General features: G+C 57.9%; 17 protein-coding genes. 14 read left to right on the top strand and 3 right to left on the bottom strand.

Translation table 11 applies throughout. The features are described from left to right. Nucleotides 1-2 precede the first annotated feature (2 nt). Together phnE (AC6I8W_RS13060) and phnE (AC6I8W_RS13055) are read left to right on the top strand one after the other, a co-directional pair. Nucleotides 3-866: a phosphonate ABC transporter, permease protein PhnE gene (gene phnE / locus AC6I8W_RS13060; protein ID WP_497835353.1), complete on the top strand. Its 864-nt coding sequence runs from the start codon at nucleotides 3-5 to the stop codon at nucleotides 864-866. Beyond that, nucleotides 863-1,747 (top strand): phosphonate ABC transporter, permease protein PhnE, encoded by an 885-nt coding sequence (phnE, locus tag AC6I8W_RS13055; RefSeq protein ID WP_497835352.1) that lies wholly within the window; start codon nucleotides 863-865, stop codon nucleotides 1,745-1,747. The genes phnE (AC6I8W_RS13060) and phnE (AC6I8W_RS13055) overlap by 4 nt, the downstream gene beginning before the upstream one ends. Here phnE (AC6I8W_RS13055) and AC6I8W_RS13050 read toward each other — a convergent pair. Then, complete coding sequence (locus AC6I8W_RS13050; RefSeq protein ID WP_497835351.1) at nucleotides 1,701-4,265, bottom strand: ATP-binding protein; 2,565 nt, start codon at nucleotides 4,263-4,265, stop codon at nucleotides 1,701-1,703. The genes phnE (AC6I8W_RS13055) and AC6I8W_RS13050 overlap by 47 nt on opposite strands. 144 nt (nucleotides 4,266-4,409) lie before the next feature. Between AC6I8W_RS13050 and AC6I8W_RS13045 the strand changes: the two genes are divergently transcribed. The 6 genes from AC6I8W_RS13045 (at nucleotide 4,410) to AC6I8W_RS13020 (ending at nucleotide 10,631) form a co-directional block, all read left to right on the top strand. Then, nucleotides 4,410-5,915 (top strand): sugar ABC transporter ATP-binding protein, encoded by a 1,506-nt coding sequence (locus AC6I8W_RS13045; protein WP_497835350.1) that lies wholly within the window; start codon nucleotides 4,410-4,412, stop codon nucleotides 5,913-5,915. Between the two features lie 10 nt (nucleotides 5,916-5,925). Further along, nucleotides 5,926-6,909, top strand: a complete 984-nt coding sequence (locus AC6I8W_RS13040; RefSeq protein WP_497835349.1) for an ABC transporter permease subunit — start codon at nucleotides 5,926-5,928, stop codon at nucleotides 6,907-6,909. Nucleotides 6,910-7,024: 115 nt separating this feature from the next. Further along, on the top strand, nucleotides 7,025-7,963 hold the full coding sequence (locus AC6I8W_RS13035) for an ABC transporter substrate-binding protein (RefSeq protein ID WP_013509608.1): 939 nt from the start codon (nucleotides 7,025-7,027) through the stop codon (nucleotides 7,961-7,963). Between the two features lie 58 nt (nucleotides 7,964-8,021). Further along, entirely contained in the window at nucleotides 8,022-8,705 is a 684-nt protein-coding gene (locus tag AC6I8W_RS13030) for a D-lyxose/D-mannose isomerase (RefSeq protein ID WP_497838184.1), read from the top strand. An 11-nt stretch (nucleotides 8,706-8,716) separates the two neighbouring features. Next, nucleotides 8,717-9,577: a ketose 1,6-bisphosphate aldolase gene (locus tag AC6I8W_RS13025; RefSeq protein ID WP_480364351.1), complete on the top strand. Its 861-nt coding sequence runs from the start codon at nucleotides 8,717-8,719 to the stop codon at nucleotides 9,575-9,577. A gap of 1 nt (nucleotide 9,578) precedes the next feature. Further along, the gene (locus AC6I8W_RS13020; protein WP_497835348.1) at nucleotides 9,579-10,631 is read left to right on the top strand and encodes a carbohydrate kinase family protein; all 1,053 of its coding nucleotides are present in this window, start codon (nucleotides 9,579-9,581) and stop codon (nucleotides 10,629-10,631) included. Here AC6I8W_RS13020 and AC6I8W_RS13015 read toward each other — a convergent pair. Further along, a complete protein-coding gene (locus tag AC6I8W_RS13015) occupies nucleotides 10,568-11,314 on the bottom strand; it encodes a response regulator (RefSeq protein ID WP_497835347.1) in 747 nt (248 codons plus the stop codon). The genes AC6I8W_RS13020 and AC6I8W_RS13015 overlap by 64 nt on opposite strands. A 427-nt stretch (nucleotides 11,315-11,741) precedes the next feature. Between AC6I8W_RS13015 and AC6I8W_RS13010 the strand changes: the two genes are divergently transcribed. Then, nucleotides 11,742-13,040 (top strand): NCS2 family permease, encoded by a 1,299-nt coding sequence (locus AC6I8W_RS13010; protein WP_021182816.1) that lies wholly within the window; start codon nucleotides 11,742-11,744, stop codon nucleotides 13,038-13,040. A 599-nt stretch (nucleotides 13,041-13,639) separates the two neighbouring features. On the opposite strand, the gene AC6I8W_RS13005 is transcribed toward AC6I8W_RS13010, so the two are convergent. Then, nucleotides 13,640-15,094 carry an AMP nucleosidase gene (locus AC6I8W_RS13005; RefSeq protein ID WP_497835346.1) on the bottom strand — a complete coding sequence of 485 codons (1,455 nt, stop codon included), beginning with the start codon at nucleotides 15,092-15,094 and terminating at the stop codon, nucleotides 13,640-13,642. A 335-nt stretch (nucleotides 15,095-15,429) separates the two neighbouring features. Between AC6I8W_RS13005 and AC6I8W_RS13000 the strand changes: the two genes are divergently transcribed. The 5 genes from AC6I8W_RS13000 (at nucleotide 15,430) to AC6I8W_RS12980 (ending at nucleotide 20,449) form a co-directional block, all read left to right on the top strand. Then, entirely contained in the window at nucleotides 15,430-16,545 is a 1,116-nt protein-coding gene (locus tag AC6I8W_RS13000) for a branched-chain amino acid ABC transporter substrate-binding protein (protein WP_497835345.1), read from the top strand. Between the two features lie 82 nt (nucleotides 16,546-16,627). Continuing rightward, entirely contained in the window at nucleotides 16,628-17,542 is a 915-nt protein-coding gene (locus AC6I8W_RS12995) for an ABC transporter permease subunit (protein ID WP_480364346.1), read from the top strand. 10 nt (nucleotides 17,543-17,552) lie between these two features. Then, the gene (livM, locus tag AC6I8W_RS12990) at nucleotides 17,553-18,836 is read left to right on the top strand and encodes a high-affinity branched-chain amino acid ABC transporter permease LivM (RefSeq protein ID WP_497835344.1); all 1,284 of its coding nucleotides are present in this window, start codon (nucleotides 17,553-17,555) and stop codon (nucleotides 18,834-18,836) included. Then, on the top strand, nucleotides 18,829-19,704 hold the full coding sequence (locus AC6I8W_RS12985) for an ABC transporter ATP-binding protein (RefSeq protein ID WP_497835343.1): 876 nt from the start codon (nucleotides 18,829-18,831) through the stop codon (nucleotides 19,702-19,704). Before livM ends, AC6I8W_RS12985 begins: the two co-directional genes overlap by 8 nt. Further along, nucleotides 19,697-20,449, top strand: a complete 753-nt coding sequence (locus tag AC6I8W_RS12980; RefSeq protein WP_497835342.1) for an ABC transporter ATP-binding protein — start codon at nucleotides 19,697-19,699, stop codon at nucleotides 20,447-20,449. Before AC6I8W_RS12985 ends, AC6I8W_RS12980 begins: the two co-directional genes overlap by 8 nt. Nucleotides 20,450-20,489 lie beyond the last annotated feature (40 nt).

The raw sequence follows: 20,489 nt of genomic DNA, 5'->3' as shown, positions 1-20,489 counted from the left end.
CATTGACCGACTTCGAACACTACTACCAACGCATCCGCCGTCAGCAAAAGCGTGACACGCTGCTGTGGTCACTGCTGTTGGTGGCGCTGTATCTCGCTGCGGGCAACATCGCAGAATTCAACCTGGTGACGGTCTGGCAGTCGCTGCCGCATTTCTTTGACTACATTGGTGAAACCCTGCCGGTGCTGCATTTGCCGGTGTTATTTGCCGATGTCAAAACCGAAGGTTCCTTTGCTTACTGGGGCTACCGCCTGAATATCCAGCTGCCGTTGATTTGGGAAACCCTGCAACTGGCGGTTTCCTCAACGTTGATTGGGGTGGGCATTGCGGCAGTGCTGGCGTTTTTCGCCGCCGATAACACCCAAACGCCGAAGAGCGCACGCATCGCCATCCGTGCCTTTGTGGCCTTTTTACGTACCATGCCGGAGCTGGCATGGGCGGTGATGTTTGTGATGGCGTTTGGGATTGGTGCCATCCCGGGTTTTCTCGCGCTGGCGCTGCATACCGTTGGCAGCCTGACCAAGCTGTTTTACGAAGCGATTGAAAGCGCCTCAGACAAACCGGTACGCGGCCTCGCCGCCTGTGGTGCCAGCAAATTGCAGCGGATGCGCTTTGCCTTCTGGCCGCAGGTCAAACCGACTTTTCTCTCCTATAGCTTTATGCGTCTGGAGATCAACTTCCGCTCCTCGACCATTCTTGGCCTGGTCGGCGCGGGGGGCATCGGTCAGGAGCTGATGACCAATATCAAACTGGATCGTTACGATCAGGTCAGCATCACGTTGCTGCTGATTATTGTGGTGGTGTCGCTGCTGGATACGCTCTCCGGCTGGTTGCGCCGCCGGGTGGTGGAAGGAGAACACGCATGATCGCCCTGGCCCCGGATATCACGAAACTGAAGCAGCAACACCCGGAATTGTTTGCGGCGCAAAATCGCTACCTGCGTCGTATCGGGCTGATCGCGCTGGCGGTGCTGTTCTATTACATCTTTTTCTTTGAATTCTTTGGCATTGAATGGAGTCGCCTGCTGATTGGCTGTCAACAACTGGGGCGTTATTTCCTGCGTATGTTTGTCTGGCAGGATTTCGCCAACTGGCCGTTTTTTTATTACCTGTCACAGATTGGCATCACGCTGGCAATCGTCTTCGCCGGAACCCTCACCGCAACGCTGCTGGCGTTACCGATCTCCTTCCTTGCGGCGCGTAATGTGATGCACGATCCCATCGCCCGACCAATTTCGCTGCTGGTACGTCGTCTGCTGGATATATTGCGCGGTATTGATATGGCGATTTGGGGCCTGATTTTTGTGCGTGCTGTGGGGATGGGGCCGCTGGCCGGGGTGCTGGCGATTGTGATGCAGGATATCGGCCTGCTTGGCAAGCTTTACGCGGAAGGACATGAAGCGGTGGAACGCTCACCCAGTCGCGGGCTTGGCGCGGTGGGGGCCAATAGTTTGCAGAAACATCGCTTCGGTATTTTTACCCAATCGTTTCCGACCTTTCTCGCCCTCAGCCTGTACCAGATTGAATCCAACACCCGTTCAGCGGCGGTGCTGGGCTTTGTCGGTGCCGGTGGCGTCGGCCTGGTGTATGCCGAGAATATGCGCCTGTGGAACTGGGATGTGGTGATGTTTATTACGATTATCCTCGCGGCCATCGTGATGATCATGGATGTGATTTCCAGCCGTCTGCGTAAACGCTATATCAGCGGGAAAGCGGTGCCGCTGTGGCAGCCTGCCGCGCGCGATTAAGTCGTTCACTGCGTTGCCAGGCGCGTTCCAGCGCCTGCACCAGTTGGGTTTGTTGCCAGGGTTTCGCCAGCCGCTCACACAGCGGCAGCATCACCGGCGTCTGGCGCAGATCCTGCCCGCTAATCAGCAAGGTGGCGAGGCGTGGGTACTGCTGCTGGGCCTGGCGAATCACATCTGCGCCGTTCAGGCTACCGGGCAACATCAGGTCACTGATCAGCAGTTCAATATCCGGCGTCTGGCGCAGTAGCGCCAGCGCGCTTGCGCCATCGCCGCATTCCAGCGTCAGATAACCCAACTGATGCAGATGCTCGCACAGCGTCTGGCGCACTGCCGGTTCGTCATCGAGCACCAACACCAGCCGGTCAGCGCTATCGCTGATCATCCCTGGTAATGGCACCGGAGCCGGTTGGGCCATTTCCGGCGCACGCGGCAGCAGCAGACGTACCGTGGTGCCCTCGCCGGGAGCGGTCTCCAGTTCAATCTGCCCGCCAGATTGCCGCACAAAGCCATACACCATTGACAATCCCAGTCCGCTGCCGCTGCCCAACGCTTTGGTGGTAAAGAAGGGTTCAAACACCTGGCTACGTACCTCGGCAGACATGCCGCAACCGTGATCGATCACTTCAATGCTGACACGATCGCCTGCGTCACGGTGCTGGTGCCAGATACGCAGGCGGATTTCGCCGCTCTGCTTCTCCATCGCATCGCGGGCATTGACCACCAGATTCATCAACGCATTTTCCAACTGTCCGGCGTCGATCCATGCGGGCCATCCGGGGCGCTGTGCGTCGATCACCAAATGCTGACCGGGCAACAGCGAGTGCTGCAACAACCCCTGAAGGTTATCCACCAACTCCACCACCGATACGGCGCGTGGGTAGAGCGCCTGCTTGCGTGAAAAGGCCAGCAACCGCTGTGTCAGTTGCGCGGCACGATCGGCGGCCTGACGGGCGCGTTCAACCCGGCTGGCGAGGGTGCCGGGCGGCAGTTGATCGACGGTCAGGGCCAGACTGCCGATAATCACTGCCAGCAGATTATTGAAATCATGCGCCAGCCCACCGGTTAACTGGCCGACCGCTTTCATCTTCTGGCTGTGCAGCAATGCTTCCTCCAACGCTTTACGCGTGGTGCGTTCCAGCACGGTGTTGACCATGCCACGGCGTGGCACCGGGCTGAAGCGCAGTTCCAGCGTACGGCCATCCGCCAGACGCACCTCCTGCGCTTCACCCAGGCCATGCAGCTCAATGTCCAACCGCTTCAGCAACTGTTGGTAATGCAGGCCGCGATGCAGCTCGCGTGGCGCGATGCCCAACAGTTGCGCATACTGCGCATTCCACACCACCAGTTCACCGCCGTTATCGAACAGGGCAAAACCATCCCGCATCGCCAGAAAGGTCGATTCCAGTTGGTTGCTTTTCTCTTTCAACAGCCGGGAAGTATGCGCCAGCGAGGCGGTATTGCGGGCGAACACGTTAAAGGCGCGCGCCAGGTCGCCCAGCTCATCACGCCGGGCCAGTCCTGGTACGTTGACACTTTTCTCCCCTTGCGCCAGTTGCGTCATGGCGTGGGCGATGGCGGTCAGACTGGAACCCAGATTGCGATAAATGTAGTAACCGGCATAGCCGGTGATCAGCAGCGCCAGCAGCATAAACAGCACGATAAAACCGATGATGGAATCCAGCTCCTGATGCGTAGCCTGGCTGCGGGCTTCGTTCTGTTGCGCCACCTGCTGCACGTAGTGGGTGATGTCATCATTCAGCATCGCCACCAGGGCTTTGATGCGATAGGTGGCGTAGGCGATGGCGACATCGCTCTGCTCCAGCTGGCTGGCGACCGGCAGTAAGCTTTGTTGCGTACTCACCAGTTGCTGCACTTTGTCGGCCAGTACCCCGTGCAACGGCACGGCAGACCAGGCGGCGTTGAGTGAATCGAGCTGCCGCACTGCCGCCTGCGGTGCGGTGGACTGGATCGCCACGGTCAACAGGCGTGCGGTTTGCTGGCGCAGGTCGAGGGGGAGGGGTTGGGTTGCCACCAGGTTATCGATATGGCTGAGCAGCAGCTGCGCTTGCCACAGCCCACTCAGCATCACATTGCGTTGCAGATGACGATCATGACCTTTCAGCAACAGTTGATTGATGCTTTGCTCCAGCATCTGGCTGCGCTCACGGATCCGTTGCAACAACGCCGGTTGCTGCCCGGCCAGCGGTGCGCTGGCCAATAAATTCAGCGACTGCTGCAACGCCTGTTGGGTTTGTTGCAACTGCGCTGATTCGCTTTGGTATTCCAGTGCGCCCACCACCTGTGACAAGCGCACCGCCGCCGTCGCCACATTGGCGGTATCACGGGCCAGTGCCAGGCTACCGTTCATATCCGCCAGGGTTTGCGCCTGCGCCTGTTCCTGAATGTGACCCGCGTGGCGAAATCCGCTAATGGCGACCAGGCCTACCGCCAGCGTGACGCACACCACCAGCAGGTTAAACAGCAGCAGGCGACCACGTGCGCCCAGGCTCCGACTCATGTTGCATCCTCCAACCGGCCTTCTTCAGCGCGAGTATAGAAGTGGGCCTGCGGTGAAATATGACAAATATAAATGGCGGCTGACATTTTCCATTTATCTGCCCCTGATTAACTCGCTGCACGATTTGCCAGCAGGAGCGTAGCGATGACGGCCACACCGATTCTGGAAATGCGTGCAATCACCCGGCGCTTTGGCAGCTTTTATGCGCTAAAAGGGGTGGATCTGACGGTCTGGCCCGGAGAAGTCCATGCGCTGATGGGCGAAAACGGCGCAGGCAAAAGTACCCTGATGAAAATCCTTGCCGGGGCCTACAGCGCCAGCAGCGGGGAGATCCTGATTGATGGACACCCTTACGCGATTAAAGGGCCGAAAGAGGCGCTGGCTGCTGGTATCACCCTGATTTATCAGGAGATCAATCTGGCACCGAATTTGACGGTGGCGGAGAACATCTTCCTCGGCAGTGAAATCACCCGTGTCGGATTAGTCAAACGCCGCCAAATGGCCGAAGAGGCGCAGCAGGTGATTGATCGCCTCGGTGCGCAGTTCAGCGCCACCGATCTGGTCAGCCGACTGAGCATTGCCGAGCAGCAGCAGGTGGAGATCGCCCGTGCGCTGCATCGCAAAAGCCGCATTCTGGTGATGGATGAACCGACTGCCGCACTCTCCAACCGTGAAACCGAGCAGTTGTTTGCGCTGATTAAGCGTCTGCGCAGTGAAGGCATGGCGATTATCTACATCAGCCATCGTATGGCGGAGGTGTATGAACTCTCCGATCGCGTCAGCGTGCTGCGCGATGGTCAGTATGTTGGCAGTCTGACGCGTGACCAACTGAGCGCCAGTGAACTGGTGCGCATGATGGTCGGACGTCCCCTCAGCGATCTGTTTAACAAAGATCGCACCATTCCCTGCGGTGCCATTCGTCTCGCTGTCAATCATCTCACCGATGGCAAAAAGGTCTATCCCAGCAGCCTGGCAGTGCGTGCCGGAGAGATTGTAGGCCTCGCTGGACTGGTGGGGGCCGGGCGCAGCGAACTGGCGCAGCTGATTTTTGGTGTGCACAAACCGAGTGGTGGGGAGATTTGGATCGATGGCGAACAGGTAAAAATTCATTCGCCGCGTGAAGCGATTGCCCTCGGCATTGGTTTTCTCACCGAGAACCGGAAAGAGCAGGGCTTGTTTCTTGAACTGGCGGCGCAGGAAAACATTGTCATGGCGACGCTGGAACGCGATGCCAGTTACGGTCTGCTCAATCGGCGCAAAGGGCAGAAGATTGCCAGTGAGGCGATCCAGACCCTCAACATCCGCGTGCCTCATGCTCAGGTGCGCGCCGGTGGTCTCTCCGGCGGCAACCAGCAGAAGTTGCTGGTGTCACGCTGGGTGGCGATTGCACCGCGCATCCTGATCCTCGATGAACCCACCCGTGGTGTTGACGTCGGTGCCAAGAGTGAAATTTATCGCATGATGAGCCAACTGGCGCAGCAAGGGGTGGCGATTCTGATGATCTCCAGCGAGCTGCCGGAGGTGGTGGGGATGAGCGACCGGGTTTATGTGATGCGTGCAGGCACTATTGCCGGTGAATTAAGCGGTAGCGAGATCAGCCAGGAAAACATTATGACGCTGGCCACCGGCGCACAGCCGACCCATGCGTGAGGAGACGAGGATGACCAGTGAAACCACCCGTATGAAAAACCCAACGCTGAAACGCGCGCTGATGGCGGATCTGTTGCAGACCGTTGGCATTCTGCCAATTTTGATTCTGATCGTCGCGGTGTTTGGTTTTGTCGCGCCCAATTTTTTTACCGAGGCTAACCTGCTGAACATTACTCGCCAGGCGTCGATCAACATCGTGCTGGCGGCGGGGATGACCTTTGTCATTCTGACCGGCGGCATTGATTTGTCAGTTGGGTCGATGCTCGGCACCACGGCGGTGGTGGCGATGGTGGTGTCGCTCGACCCGGCTTTCGCCAGCCTGACCATTCCGGCGGCACTCGGAGCTGGGCTGATTATGGGACTGTTCAACGGCCTGCTGGTGGCCTGGGCGGGATTGCCGCCGTTTATCGTCACCCTCGGCACCTATACCGCACTACGCGGAGCGGCATACCTGCTGGCCGACGGCACCACGGTGATCAACTCCGACATCAACTTTGAATGGATCGGCAACGGCTATATCGGGCCGATTCCGTGGCTGATTGTGATCGCCTTTGCGGTGATTGCGTTGTGCTGGTTCATTCTGCGACGCACCACACTCGGGGTACATATCTATGCGGTGGGCGGCAACATGCAGGCGGCACATCTGACCGGCATCAAGGTTGGGGCGGTGTTGGTGTTTGTCTACGCGGTGAGCGGCTTGCTGTCCGGTTTGGGCGGCTTGATGAGCGCCTCACGTCTTTACAGCGCCAACGGCAACCTCGGGGTTGGTTATGAGCTGGATGCCATCGCTGCGGTGATCCTCGGTGGTACCAGTTTTGTCGGTGGCATCGGCACCATCACCGGCACGCTGATTGGTGCGCTGATTATCGCCACGCTGAATAACGGCATGACGCTGATGGGGGTGTCGTACTTCTGGCAACTGGTGATTAAAGGCGGGGTGATCATTATTGCCGTGCTGATCGATAAATACCGCACTCGGCATCATGTGGGTTAAGAACAACAAAAACGCGCGATAAATCGCGCCGCTACGTGATTGTGCACGCTTTTGTAGCGGCGCGATTTATCGCGCAACGCCATATCAACATAAAAAAAGCAGGAGAACATCGACTATGCGTTTTAATCCGATCCTTACCGGACTGCTGGCGGCCACGCTTCTCAGTGCGCCGCTGGTGCAGGCCAAAGAGTTAAAAGCCATTGGTGTGACTGTCGGCGATCTCGCCAACCCGTTCTTCGTGCAGATCACCAAAGGGGCTGCCCTGGAAGCGCGCAAGCTGGCGGGTGACGATGTGAAGGTGACGCTGGTCTCCAGCGGTTACGATCTCGGCCAACAGGTGGCGCAGATTGATAACTTTATCGCCGCCAAGGTGGACATGATCATCCTCAACGCTGCCGACTCCAAAGGTATTGCCCCCGCGGTTAAACGCGCGCGCGATGCCGGTATCGTGGTGGTGGCGGTGGACGTGGCCGCCGAAGGGGCCGACGCCACTATCACCTCCGATAACACCCAGGCTGGGGCGATGGCCTGTAAATACATCTCCGACCGCCTGAAAAACAAAGGCAATGTGGTCATCATCAATGGACCTCCGGTTTCCGCCGTGCAGAACCGTGTCGAAGGTTGCGAGACGGAGTTCAAAACCCATCCTGATATCAAGATTCTGTCATCGAACCAAAACGCCAAAGGCAGCCGTGAAGGCGGACTGGAAGTGATGACCGGCCTCCTGTCGGCGAATCCGAAAATCGATGCGGTATTCGCCATTAACGATCCTACTGCCATCGGTGCAGATTTAGCCGCCAAGCAGGCGCAGCGCAGCGAATTCTTTATTGTCGGCGTCGATGGCAGCCCGGACGGTGAAGAGGCGCTGAAACGTAAAGGTTCGCTATTTGTCGCCACCCCGGCGCAGGATCCGCAGGTGATGGCGGCGAAAGCGGTGGAGATCGGTTATGACATCCTGCAAGGCAAAGCCGCGCCGGATAAACCGGTGCTGATCCCGGTGACGATGATCGATCGTAACAACGTTGGCAGCTACAAAGGCTGGACGGTGAAATAACCGACCCGGGCGGCGTGCCTTTGGCCGCCCCAACTTTCCACTGACCGGAGACGCAGTGATGCAACGTTCGGAAGTGAATGCCATTCTACAACTCACCCGCGAATTCTTTATGCGCCAGGATGTTCACCTGCCCAACTGGGCCGACTACGGCCTCAGCCAGTGGCGTGCGCTGGATAAGTCTGCTGCCGATGAACTGCTGGCCCTGCATTTGGGCTGGGATGTCACCAGCTTTGGTGCCGAGGATTTCTTCCAGACCGGGTTAACCCTGTTCACCTTGCGCAACGGTTCACGCGGCGGCAAGCCGTGGAACAAACCCTATGCGGAAAAAATCATGCATGTGCGCGAAGGGCAGGTGACGCCGATGCATTATCACCCACAAAAGATGGAAGACATTATTAATCGGGGCGGTGGCAATCTGATTGTCACGCTGCACAACCGTGAGGGCCAGCAGTTGGCTAACACACCGGTTAACGTCACCCTTGATGGCATCCACCAGACCCACGCCGCTGGTTCGCAACTGCGCCTGTCGCCGGGCGAAAGTGTCACCCTGGTGCCGGGTATCTGGCACAGCTTCTGGGGTGAAGAGGGCTACGGCGATGTGCTGGTGGGGGAAGTTTCCATGCCGAACGACGACGAGCACGACAACGTCTTTCTCACCCCGCTGGCGCGCTTCAACCCGATAGATGAGGATGAGGATCCGCGCTGGTTGCTGTGCAACGAATATCCCCGCTGGCTGGCCTGAAGGAGCATCTTATGGCACTGATTTCACTGGCGCAGGGTCTGGCCCATGCGCAACAAAATGGTTATGCCCTGGGCGCGTTTAACGTGCTCGATACCCACTTTCTGCGCGCACTGTTTCACGCCGCAGAGCAGCAGCGTTCACCATTTATTATCAACATCGCCGAGGTGCATTTTAAATATGTCAGCCTCGATCATCTGATCGCCGCCATTCGTACCGAAGCTGCGCTGCACGATATCCCGGTGGTGCTGAACCTCGATCACGGCCTGCATTTCGAGGCGGTGATGCAGGCCATACGCCTTGGCTTTACCTCGGTGATGTTTGATGGCTCTACCCTCAGTTATGACGAGAACGTACGTCAGACCCAGGAGGTGGTGAAAATCTGCCATGCGCTCGGCGTATCGGTGGAAGCGGAACTGGGGGCGGTGGGCGGCGATGAAGGTGGTGCGCTGTTCGGTGAAGCCGACAGCGACAAGTTCACCGATCCGCAGCTGGCGGCCGAGTTTGTGCGCAGCACCGGCATTGATTGTCTGGCCGTGGCGATCGGTAACGCACACGGTAAGTACAAAGGTGAGCCGAAACTCGATTTCGACCGACTGGCGGCGATCCGCGATGCTGCGCAGGTGCCGCTGGTACTGCATGGCGGCTCCGGTATCAGCGACGCTGATTTCCGCCATGCCATCAGCCTCGGTATCCACAAGATCAACTTCTATACCGGCATGTCACAGGCGGCACTCGGAGCCATCGAGAGTCAGATTGCCCAGCGTGAGGCGCGTTATGACGCCTTTGCTGAACTATTGATGGCAGTGGAGCGTGATATCAGCAACGTGGTGGCGCAGCAGATGCGGGTATTTGGCAGCGCCGGGAGGGCCTGAGATGGCGGAACGCAGCGGCATCTTAGCGGCCGGTAGTATGCTGGTGGATCATGTGCAGCGCATCAGCCACTGGCCGGAGCAAGGTTGGCTGGCGGAGATCCACCACAGCGAAAAATGCAGCGGCGGGGCGGCGCTTAACGTGTTGTTCACCCTGGCAAGGATGCAAATCGACCTGCCGTTGGCTGGGGTGGGGATGATCGGCGAAGACAGTGACGGTGACTATATTGTGCAGTTGCTGGATCAATATCAGGTTGACCGTCACTTTGTGCAGCGTACCCGTAGCGTGAACACCGCCATGACTCAGGTGATGACCACGCCTGATGGTCAGCGCACCTTCTTTCATGCGCGCGGGGCCAATGCGCAGCTCGATCTGCCGCATTTTGCCGCCATCAATACCACCCATCGTATCTTCCATCTCGGTTATTTGTTGCTGTTGGATTGCCTCGATTTGCCGGATGAGCGCTGGGGGACGCGCGGCGCTCATCTGCTGGCACAGATGCAGCAGCGTGGCTATCTCACTTCGCTGGATCTGGTGTCGCGCGCCGGGGAGTATCAGGCGCTGGTGGCACCGGCATTACGTTGGCTCGACTATCTGGTGATTAACGAGCTGGAGGCGCAAGCACTGACCGGCGTCAGCCTGCGTACCGCAACAGGCATCGCACCGCCAGACGCCTTTGCCGCGGCGGCAACCTGGCTGGCGCAGCAAGGCGTGCGGCAGCGGGTGGTGATCCATGCGCCGGAAGGGGCGTGGGGCCAGGAAGTCAACGGTAAGGGGCGCTGGCAACCCGCATGGCAGCTGACGCCCGACGAAATTGTCGGCAGCGTCGGGGCCGGGGATGCCTTCTGTGCTGGCGTGTTGTACGCCAGTCATCAGGGCTGGTCAATGACCGAGACCCTGAAGCTGGCGCATACCTGTGCCTGTTTTAATCTGCACGCTGCCAATGCGCTGGACGGCACTCGCCCATTGACCGAGATGCAGCGCTGGATGGATCAGGCAATTTGTGTGGCATGCACGGCAGAGGCCGGACGCATCACATCCGCAGAGAAAACATAACCCAAACCACGGATGGTGCGGATCAGGCTCGGCTGATGCGGGTTCATCTCAATTTTACGCCTTAACCGCATGATCAACACATCAATGGTACGGTCGAACACATCCAGGGTTTCGCTGTGGGTCAGCTCCAGCAACTGGTCACGCGTCAGCACTTTGCGTGCGTGGCACACCAACGCGCGCAGCAATGCATATTCTCCCTGGGTTAACATCACCGTCTCACGCTGGGGATTAAACAACTGGCAACGGGTTTCATCCAACCGCCAGCCGTTAAACTGCCAGCCCTCATCCTGGATGCTGGTGGGGGGCACCAGGCGACCACAACGGCGTAATGCCGCACGCGCTCGGGCGACCACCACACGAGGATTAAACGGCTTGGCGATATAATCGTCGGCCCCCATCTCCAGCCCGACCACCATATCCGCTTCCGATCCCATGCCAGTCAGCATGATCACCAGCAGTTCAGGCCGTTGGCGTTGCATTTGCTGTAGTACCAGCAAGCCATTGGTATCCGGCAGCATCATATCCAGCATCACCAGCGAGATTTCCGGGTGTTTATCCAGCAACATCAGCGCATCTTTTCCCTGATGGCAGCTGAATACGGTAAAAACATGTTCACTCAATACATCATGCAGCAGTTCACATACGGCACGATCGTCATCCACGACCAGAATTGCGGGCTTCATTACGGGCCTCTTTTGTTATGGAAGGGTTAACGAGAGTGTATACCGACCACTTTTGCCTGCTGATTCAGGCAACAGAAACGTGAGCCGCATCGCCTGACAGAGTTTGAAAGCGTGCGTTACCGCAATCTTTTTTCGCGGCGCGATTGACGTGTGGGAAAACGATTGCGCGGACATGGTGCAATGCACCATAATCGCGCCTCGTTCTGGTTCAGAATTGTCTTAATCTAAGATACAGTCGTGAAGGTAAACGATTGCGTCCTGTTATGGCATAGCAATTGCTATGAGGACAGGGGGAAAGGAGTTTATTAACAAGGCGTATTGATGGCCGAGCATGCAGCCGTCTGCCTTTTCCCGCAACAATAACGCGCATGCACACCCCATTGGCAAGAGAACGCACGTCAGTGACGCCTCCCCATCACGAGAGATGATGATGTTAGAAAAACTATTCAAGCTAAAAGCGCACAACACAACGGTCCGCACCGAAGTTATCGCGGGCATAACCACCTTCCTGGCCATGGCCTATATCCTGTTTGTTAACCCGAGCATTCTGGGTGCGACCGGTATGGATAAAGGCGCGGTTTTCGTCGCGACCTGTCTGGCGGCGGCGATCGGCTGCGTGCTGATGGGGCTGATTGCTAACTACCCGATTGCACTGGCACCGGGTATGGGCCTCAACGCCTTCTTTACTTACACCGTCGTACTGCACATGGGCTACACCTGGCAAATCGCGCTGGGTGCGGTATTCCTGTCAGCCTGTATCTTCTTTGCGCTGTCGGTGTTCAAAATCCGTGAATGGATTATCGCCAGTATTCCGCTGCCGTTGCGCGCCGGGATTGCTGCCGGTATCGGCCTGTTCCTGGCGCTGATTGCGCTGGAAGGCGCGGGTATCGTGGTGGATAACCCGGCGACCCTGGTGGGCCTGGGCGATCTGACCAAACCGGGTCCGCTGCTGGCGTTGCTGGGTTTTGTCATCATCGTGGTGCTGGAAGCGCGTCGCGTGACCGGTGCGGTGCTGATCGGCATCCTGATCGTCACCTTCCTGTCGATGGGCATTGGCCTGACACCGTTTGGCGGCGTGTTCTCTGCACCGCCGTCCATCGCGCCGACCTTCATGCAACTGGATATCGCCGGTGCCTTTAACGTGGGCCTGGTCAGTGTGATCTTTGCGTTCCTGTTTGTTGATGTGTTCGACAACACCGGTACGCTGCTGGGTGTGACCAAGCGTGCCGGTCTGGCGGATGAGCAGGGCAACGTGCCGAAAATGGGCCGTGCGCTGATCGCTGACAGTGCGGCTGCGCTGTTTGGTTCGCTGCTGGGTACTTCAACCACCACCAGTTACGTCGAATCGGCAGCGGGCGTCAGTGCTGGTGGCCGTACCGGTCTGACCGCGATTGTGGTAGCCATCCTGTTCGTGCTGAGCCTGTTCTTCTCGCCGCTGGCGGGTAGTGTGCCGGTATTCGCCACTGCACCTGCGCTGCTGTTCGTGGCTGTGTTGATGGCTTCAGGGCTGGCGGAGATTGACTGGAAAGACATCACCACCGCTGCACCGGTGACGGTCACTGCGCTGACCATGCCGCTGACTTACTCGATTGCTAACGGTATCGCGTTTGGCTTTATTACCTGGACGGTGGTGAAGCTGCTGAGCGGCCGTACCAAAGAGGTGAATGCGGCGCTGATTATTATGTCGATCCTGTTTGTGATTAAGTTGGGTTGGTTGAGCGCCTGATTTTTTTCGCCGTGTGGCAGGTTTCGTTCGCCATAGGCTGATGTAGTTTCAGCTCGCTCGTGCGGCGACCGAGCAGAGGGCGCCTGGCCGCGCCCTCTGCACTCCCCGGCCTTGCGCCAGCCGCTTTTTTTTGCGCGATAAATCGCGCCGCTACAACTCAACGCCGCCTTTCGCCGCATCCATGCGGCTCATCCTGACAGCATTCATTCGCTCAGCGAGTCCGGATGGCGCCCCACCCACCGCTGCACGCCTTTTACTTATCTGTTTTTTTCTTTTCGCTTTTATTTTTTGTTTTTTCTGCGGTCTTGCAGGCGGTGGGTGGGCGGCATCCACAGCGCCGAGCGCAGAGGGAAGGCCAGGTCGAGCCGCATGGATGCGGCGAGAGAGCGGAATGAGCCATGGATGGCGAATCCGCGCGTGCCGTGCGGCCTGAGTGATAAGCGAGGGCACAGCGCTATGCGCTGCGCGAGGACGCCACAGGGCGCGGATTGCAAAGGTCCGCGCCTTCGGACCTTTGCCCGTCCGCCTGCACGTTGCAGCTGAAACTCCATCATGTCTGGCGGGCGGAACCTTCTCGGTGTCAGCCCGCACCAGCGTAATTACCTGAACGGCGGTTCATTAAACGTCCGCAATTTACGCGAATGCAACTTATCCCCTTCAGCCCGCAACAACTCCACCGCACAAATCCCAATCTGCAAATGCTCCGAAATCGCCCCTTCATAAAAACGATTCGCCTGGCCTGGCAGTTTGATTTCGCCATGCAGCGGCTTATCCGACACGCACAACAAGGTGCCATACGGCACACGGAAGCGATATCCCTGCGCCGCAATGGTCGCGCTCTCCATATCCACCGCCACGGCGCGGCTCAGGTTGAAGCGCAGCGCCGAAGCGGAGTAACGCAGCTCCCAGTTACGGTCATCAGTGGTCACCACGGTGCCGGTGCGCAGACGTTGTTTAACTTCTTCTCCCGGCATACCGCTTACCGCTTTGGTGGCGTCGTACAGCGCGCGCTGCACTTCGGCAATGCTGGGGATCGGGATATCCGGCGGCAGTACGCTGTCCAGCACATGGTCGTCACGCAGGTAAGCATGCGCCAGTACATAGTCACCAATGGTCTGGCTTTCGCGCAGGCCGCCGCAGTGACCAATCATCAGCCACGCATGCGGACGCACCACCGCCAGATGATCACAGATGGTTTTGGCGTTGGATGGTCCGACGCCAATATTCACCAGCGTGATGCCGCGACGATTGGGTGAAGTCAGGTGCCAGGCGGGCATCTGGTGTTTCTTCCACGCCAGATCCGACATCATCGCTTCCGGATCCTGGGTGTCTTTGGTGATTACCACATCGCCAGCACAGGCGAGGCTGTCGTAAGGCGTGTTGGGATCCTGCACCTGCTCAATCGCCCAGCGCACAAACTCATCAACATAACGCGTGTAGTTGGTGAACAGCACAAACGGCTGGAAGTGTTCAACAGCGGTGCCGGTGTAGTGGCGCAGGCGCGCCAGCGAGAAGTCAGTACGCAGCGCATCGAAGTGCGACAGCGGGAACTGCGCGTCGGCGTTGAACAGGCCATCAGCGGTTTCATCACCGATCTGCGATAGCTCGGTAGTGGGAAAATGACGTGCGATGCTGGCGCTCATCGAACGATCCAGCGACAGGTCGGAGCCATCGATCACGTAAGGGAAAGGGATCTCCTGCTGAGATGGACCCACCTCAATCACCACCTCGTACTCTCTTTCAATCATCGAAAGTTGCTCGCTCAGGTAGTGACGCAGCAATGCCGGGCGGGTGATGGTGGTGCTGTAGCTACCGGTATGGGTGAAACGGCCCCAGGCACGGGTACGGTTTTGCTGTGGGCCATCGCCCGCCCAGGTAATCCGCAGTTCCGGGTAGACAAACAATCCCTGCTGACGTGCTGCTTCATCCGGCAGACGTCCCTGTTCGGTAAAGTCACGAATCGCGCTACGTAACGCCGCAACCGCGTTGTCGTACAGGCGTTCCAGTTCATCCAGCGCCTGCTGGCTGCTGATGCCGTTCCGTTGTGTATTCATAGGTTCTCCCTCCGAAATTTGGACCGATTTGGCTATAGCATAGCGGGTAAACCCCTCAGCACCATGAAGAATCTGTGATCGACCGCATTCTGCACCATCAGAGTGCTGGTGCGTCTTCAAACGCTGACTATGGTTAAGATCAGCAGAGGCGTTCCCGCCGCTTTAACGCGCTGCCAGTGCAAAAACTTGTCACCAATGCTTACCTTTGGCGAGGTTTTTGCTTAATCGTTAACCGTGGCCGCGCTGGCCATGCATCGCAATTGGTTAAGTTTCAGAAATTGATTTCTCCCAGGCCGTGGTATGGCTCCGTTCCTGACCCGTTGAGGATTGAAAGCATGTCTTTGAAATTCATAAAACTACCATTGAAGGTCGTGATTGCAGGTTGCCTGAGTGCGGCGTTTTATGCCCAGGCAGACATTAAGATTGGTGTAGCTGGACCCTTTTCCGGCCCTAATGCCACTTACGGCGCACAGTATTGGAAAGGTGCTACTCAGGCGGCGGATGATATCAACGCTGCCGGGGGCATTAACGGTGAGAAAATTGTGCTGGTACAGGGCGATGACGCCTGCGAACCGAAACAGGCGGTGGCGGTAGCCAACCGTCTGGTGGACCAGGACAAGGTGCTGGCGGTGGTCGGCCACTTCTGCTCCTCCTCCACCATGCCCGCCTCAGAAGTGTATGACGACGCCGGTGTGTTGGCGATCACCCCGGGTTCCACCAACCCACAGATCACCGAACGCGGCATGAAAACCATGTTCCGTATGTGTGGTCGTGACGACCAACAAGGGGCGATTGCGGCTAACTACATCATCGATAAGCTGAAAGCTAAGCGCGTGGCGGTGATCCACGACAAGGACACCTACGGTCAGGGGCTGGCCGATGCCACCAAAGCGGCGCTGGAAAAACGTGGCGTCAACGAGGTGTTGTATGAAGGTTTGTCGCGTGGTGAGAAAGACTTTAACGCGCTGGTGACCAAAATCGCTTCGGTGAAACCGGATGTGGTCTACTTTGGTGGTTGCCACCCGGAAGCCGGTCCACTGGTGCGGCAGATGCGTGAGCAGGGCGTGACGGCTGCCTTCTTCTCCGGTGACTGTATCGTAACGGAAGATATGGTGACGGCTGCCGGTGGCCCGCAATATACCAAAGGCGTCTATATGACCTTTGGTCAGGACCCGCGTCAGATCCCGGATGGCAAAGCGGTGATTGCTAAGTTCCGTGCCGGTGGTTTCGAGCCGGAAGGCTACACCCTGTATGCCTATGCCTCCGTTCAGGCACTGGCTGCCGCCTATAAAGCGGCGGGTAAAGATAACGCCAAAGCCAGCGACTGGCTGAAAGCGAATAGCGTCGATACCGTGATGGGTAAAAAAGCCTGGGATGGCAAAGGCGACCTGAAAGTCTCGGATTACGTGGTTTACCAGTGGGACGATAAAGGCAAATATCACCAGCTGTAAGCTGACACGCGGCCCCGCGTGCAGCGGGGCCATTTGCGATTGGGCGCGAGGTTTGCGCTCCCCTTAAGCACGGGACTTGCATATGGACGCCTTCTTTCTGCAGCAACTGGTGAACGGCCTGACGCTGGGTGCGGTTTACGGGCTGATTGCTATCGGCTACACCATGGTGTACGGCATTATCGGCATGATCAACTTCGCTCACGGCGAGGTGTATATGGTCTCTGCCTACCTTTGTGCCATCGGGCTGGGACTGCTTAGCTTCTTCGGTATCCACTCCTTTCCACTGCTGATTTTCGGCACCCTGATCTTCACCATCGTGGTCACGGCGGTATATGGCTGGACCATTGAGCGTATTGCCTATCGTCCGTTACGTAACTCCACGCGTCTCGCCCCGCTGATTTCGGCTATTGGTATGTCGCTGATTTTGCAGAACTACGTGCAACTCAGTCAGGGGCCGAACCAGCAGGGTATCCCAACGCTGATGAGCGGCGTGCTGCGCATGGAGATTGATGGCGGTGTGGTGCAAATCACCTGGACCAAAGTGTTTATCCTGATTGCTGCGCTGGGTGGCATGGCGCTGCTGACCTGGATTATTCAGTACACGCGGCTGGGACGTATTTGTCGTGCAGTGCAGCAGGATCGCCGCATGGCCGCCATTCTTGGCATCAACACCGATCGGGTGATTTCGCTGGTGTTTATGATCGGGGCAGCCATGGCCGGACTGGCCGGGGTGTTGGTCACTATGAACTACGGCACCTTCGATTTCTATATTGGCTTCGTCATCGGCATCAAGGCGTTCACCGCGGCGGTATTGGGTGGCATCGGTTCGCTGCCTGGCGCGATGCTTGGCGGCCTGCTGCTGGGGGTAGCGGAAGCGCAGTTCGCCGGGTTGGTGAACTCCGATTACAAAGATGTTTTCTCTTTTGCCTTGCTGGTGGTGATTTTGATCTTCCGGCCACAGGGGCTGTTGGGACGACCGCTGGTTGCCAAAGTGTGAGGACGCCAAAATGAGTGCAATGACGCAAGCTGTTAATGTGCGGCAGTCGCTGCTGGATTGCCTGATGGCCGGGCTGGTGGCGCTGGTGGTGTTTGGTCCGATAGTTGGTGTGGTGCTGGATGGCTACAGTTTTCACCTGTCGCCGCTGCGGGTGGCGCTGTTGGTGGGTGTGGTGATGGTGGGGCGTCTGCTGCTGAGCCTGGTGCTGCAAACGCACGCCGGGCAGCGTTTCGCGCGTAAGTTCGAAGGCAGCGATGACGGGGTGTATGTGCGCGAACCGGGCCATCGCTCAGCGCTGCGCTGGATCCTGCCGCTGGTATTGGTGCTGGCACTGGCCTTTCCGTTTCTCTCCAGTAAATACCTGCTCACGGTGGCGATCCTCGGGTTAATTTATGTCTTGCTCGGCCTCGGGTTGAACATCGTGGTCGGTCTCGCCGGATTGCTGGACCTCGGTTATGTCGCGTTTTATGCCATTGGTGCCTATGGCCTGGCGTTGGGTTATGAATATCTCGGCCTCGGTTTCTGGAGCATGCTGCCGCTGGCGGCGTTGATGGCGGCCTTCGCCGGAGCGCTACTTGGCTTTCCTGTGCTGCGTATGCACGGTGATTATCTGGCGATTGTCACCCTCGGGTTTGGGGAAATCATCCGTCTGATCCTCAACAACTGGCTGACCTTCACCGGTGGCCCCAATGGCGTGTCGGTGCCGTCACCGACCTTTTTTGGCCTGGAGTTTGGTCGTCGTGCCCGCGAAGGTGGCGTCCCCTACAACGAGTTTTTCCATCTCGACTACAACCCGAATATGAAGTTTATCTTTATCTACGTGGTGCTGGTTCTGGTGGTGGTGCTGGTGTTGTGGATCAAACATCGCTTGACGCGCATGCCGATTGGTCGTGCGTGGGAAGCGCTGCGCGAGGATGAGATCGCCTGCCGCGCGATGGGACTGAATCATGTGCTGGTCAAGCTGTCGGCGTTTATGCTCGGCGCATCCACTGCGGGTATTGCCGGGGTGTTTTTTGCTACCTATCAGGGATTCGTCAATCCTACCTCATTCACCTTCTTTGAATCGGCACTGATCCTTGCCATTGTGGTGCTGGGCGGTATGGGTTCCACCCTTGGTGTGGTGCTGGCGGCCTTTGTCCTCACGGTGGCCCCGGAGCTGTTACGCAGCTTTGCCGAATATCGTGTGTTGTTGTTTGGCATGTTGATGGTGCTGATGATGATCTGGCGGCCGCGCGGTTTGGTGCGCACCGCACGCGTGGGTGTGCCGTTGCGTAAAGGAGTGCGCCATGAGTGATGCGATTTTGCAGGTGGATAACCTCATGATGCGCTTCGGCGGTATCAAGGCGCTGAATGATGTCAGCCTGGCGGTGGAGCGCGGATCGGTGACCTCGCTGATCGGCCCGAACGGCGCGGGTAAAACCACGGTGTTTAACTGCTTAACCGGCTTCTATCGCGCCACCGGTGGGCGTATTACCCTCAACGCCAATCAGCGATCGACCGATGTGATCCAGGTGCTGGGGCAGAAAATCCATCCAGGCGACTGGTTGCATCCGACGCGGCTGGGTTCACGTGTCTGGTACAAAATGTTCGGTGGCGCACATCTGGTGAACCGCGCCGGGCTGGCGCGGACCTTCCAGAATATCCGCCTGTTCCGCGAGATGTCGGTGGTGGAGAACCTGCTGGTGGCGCAGCATATGCAGGTTAACCGTCAGCTGATTGCTGGCATCCTGAATACCCGTGGTTATCGCGAAGCCGAGAGCCGCGCGCTGGATCGGGCGTTTTACTGGCTGGAGAATGTTGAACTGGTTGGTAGCGCTAACCGACTGGCGGGCACGTTATCTTACGGGCAGCAGCGACGGCTGGAGATTGCCCGCGCCATGTGTACCCGCCCGGAACTGATCTGCCTTGATGAACCGGCAGCCGGACTAAATCCGGTGGAGACCGAGGCGTTAAGCCAGATTTTGCACCGGCTGCGTGCCGATCACCGCATCAGCGTGTTGTTGATTGAACACGATATGCCGATGGTGATGCGCATCTCCGATCATATCGTAGTGCTGGATCACGGTGACGTGATTGCCCAGGGCACGCCGCAGCAAATCCGTCATGACCCACGGGTGATTGCCGCCTATCTTGGCGCGGAAGAGGAGGATGACCATGTCTGAACCGATGCTGAGCTTTGAACAGGTGGATGTGTTTTATGGCCCGGTGCAGGCACTGAAGCAGGTGTCGCTGACGGTCAACGAGGGGGAAACCGTGGCGTTGATTGGCGCCAATGGGGCGGGAAAATCGACGTTGCTGATGTCGATTTTCAGTCAGCCGCGCATCGCTGCCGGAGAGATTCGTTTTCGCGGTGAAGCCATCAGCCACCGTTCCACCCATTTTATCGCCGCCAGTGGTATCGCGCAGGCGCCTGAAGGGCGACGTATCTTTCCCGATATGACGGTGGAGGAAAATCTGCTGATGGGCACCATCGCGATCGGCGAACGCTTCGCGCGTGAGGATAAGGATCGGATGTATCAGCTGTTTCCCCGCCTGTTGGAAAGGCGCAAACAGCGCGCGATGACGTTATCGGGTGGTGAGCAGCAGATGCTGGCGATTGCCCGCGCGTTGATGAGCCGACCCAAGTTGTTGCTGCTGGATGAACCCAGCCTCGGGCTGGCACCGTTGGTGGTGAAGCAAATCTTCGCCATCCTGCGTGAGCTGACGCAGCAGGGCATGACGCTGTTCCTGGTGGAACAGAACGCGCGCCATGCCCTGCAACTGGCGGACCGGGGTTATGTGATGGTTAACGGTGAGATAAAACTCAGCGGCAGCGGCGACGACCTGCTGCATAACGAGGAGGTGCGCAGCGCCTATCTGGGGGGCGCAGTCGAACATCCTGCCGCCTCGGGGACAAAAAGTTTGTAATAATGATTAAATGTTGACGGGAAACATTTTGCATAATTGT

The sequence above is a fragment of the Pantoea sp. X-Soil-TKNS-1211 genome, from assembly GCF_059730495.1.
Note: the sequence above shows the minus strand (reverse complement) of the source record. Positions and strands in the feature narration are given on the sequence as shown.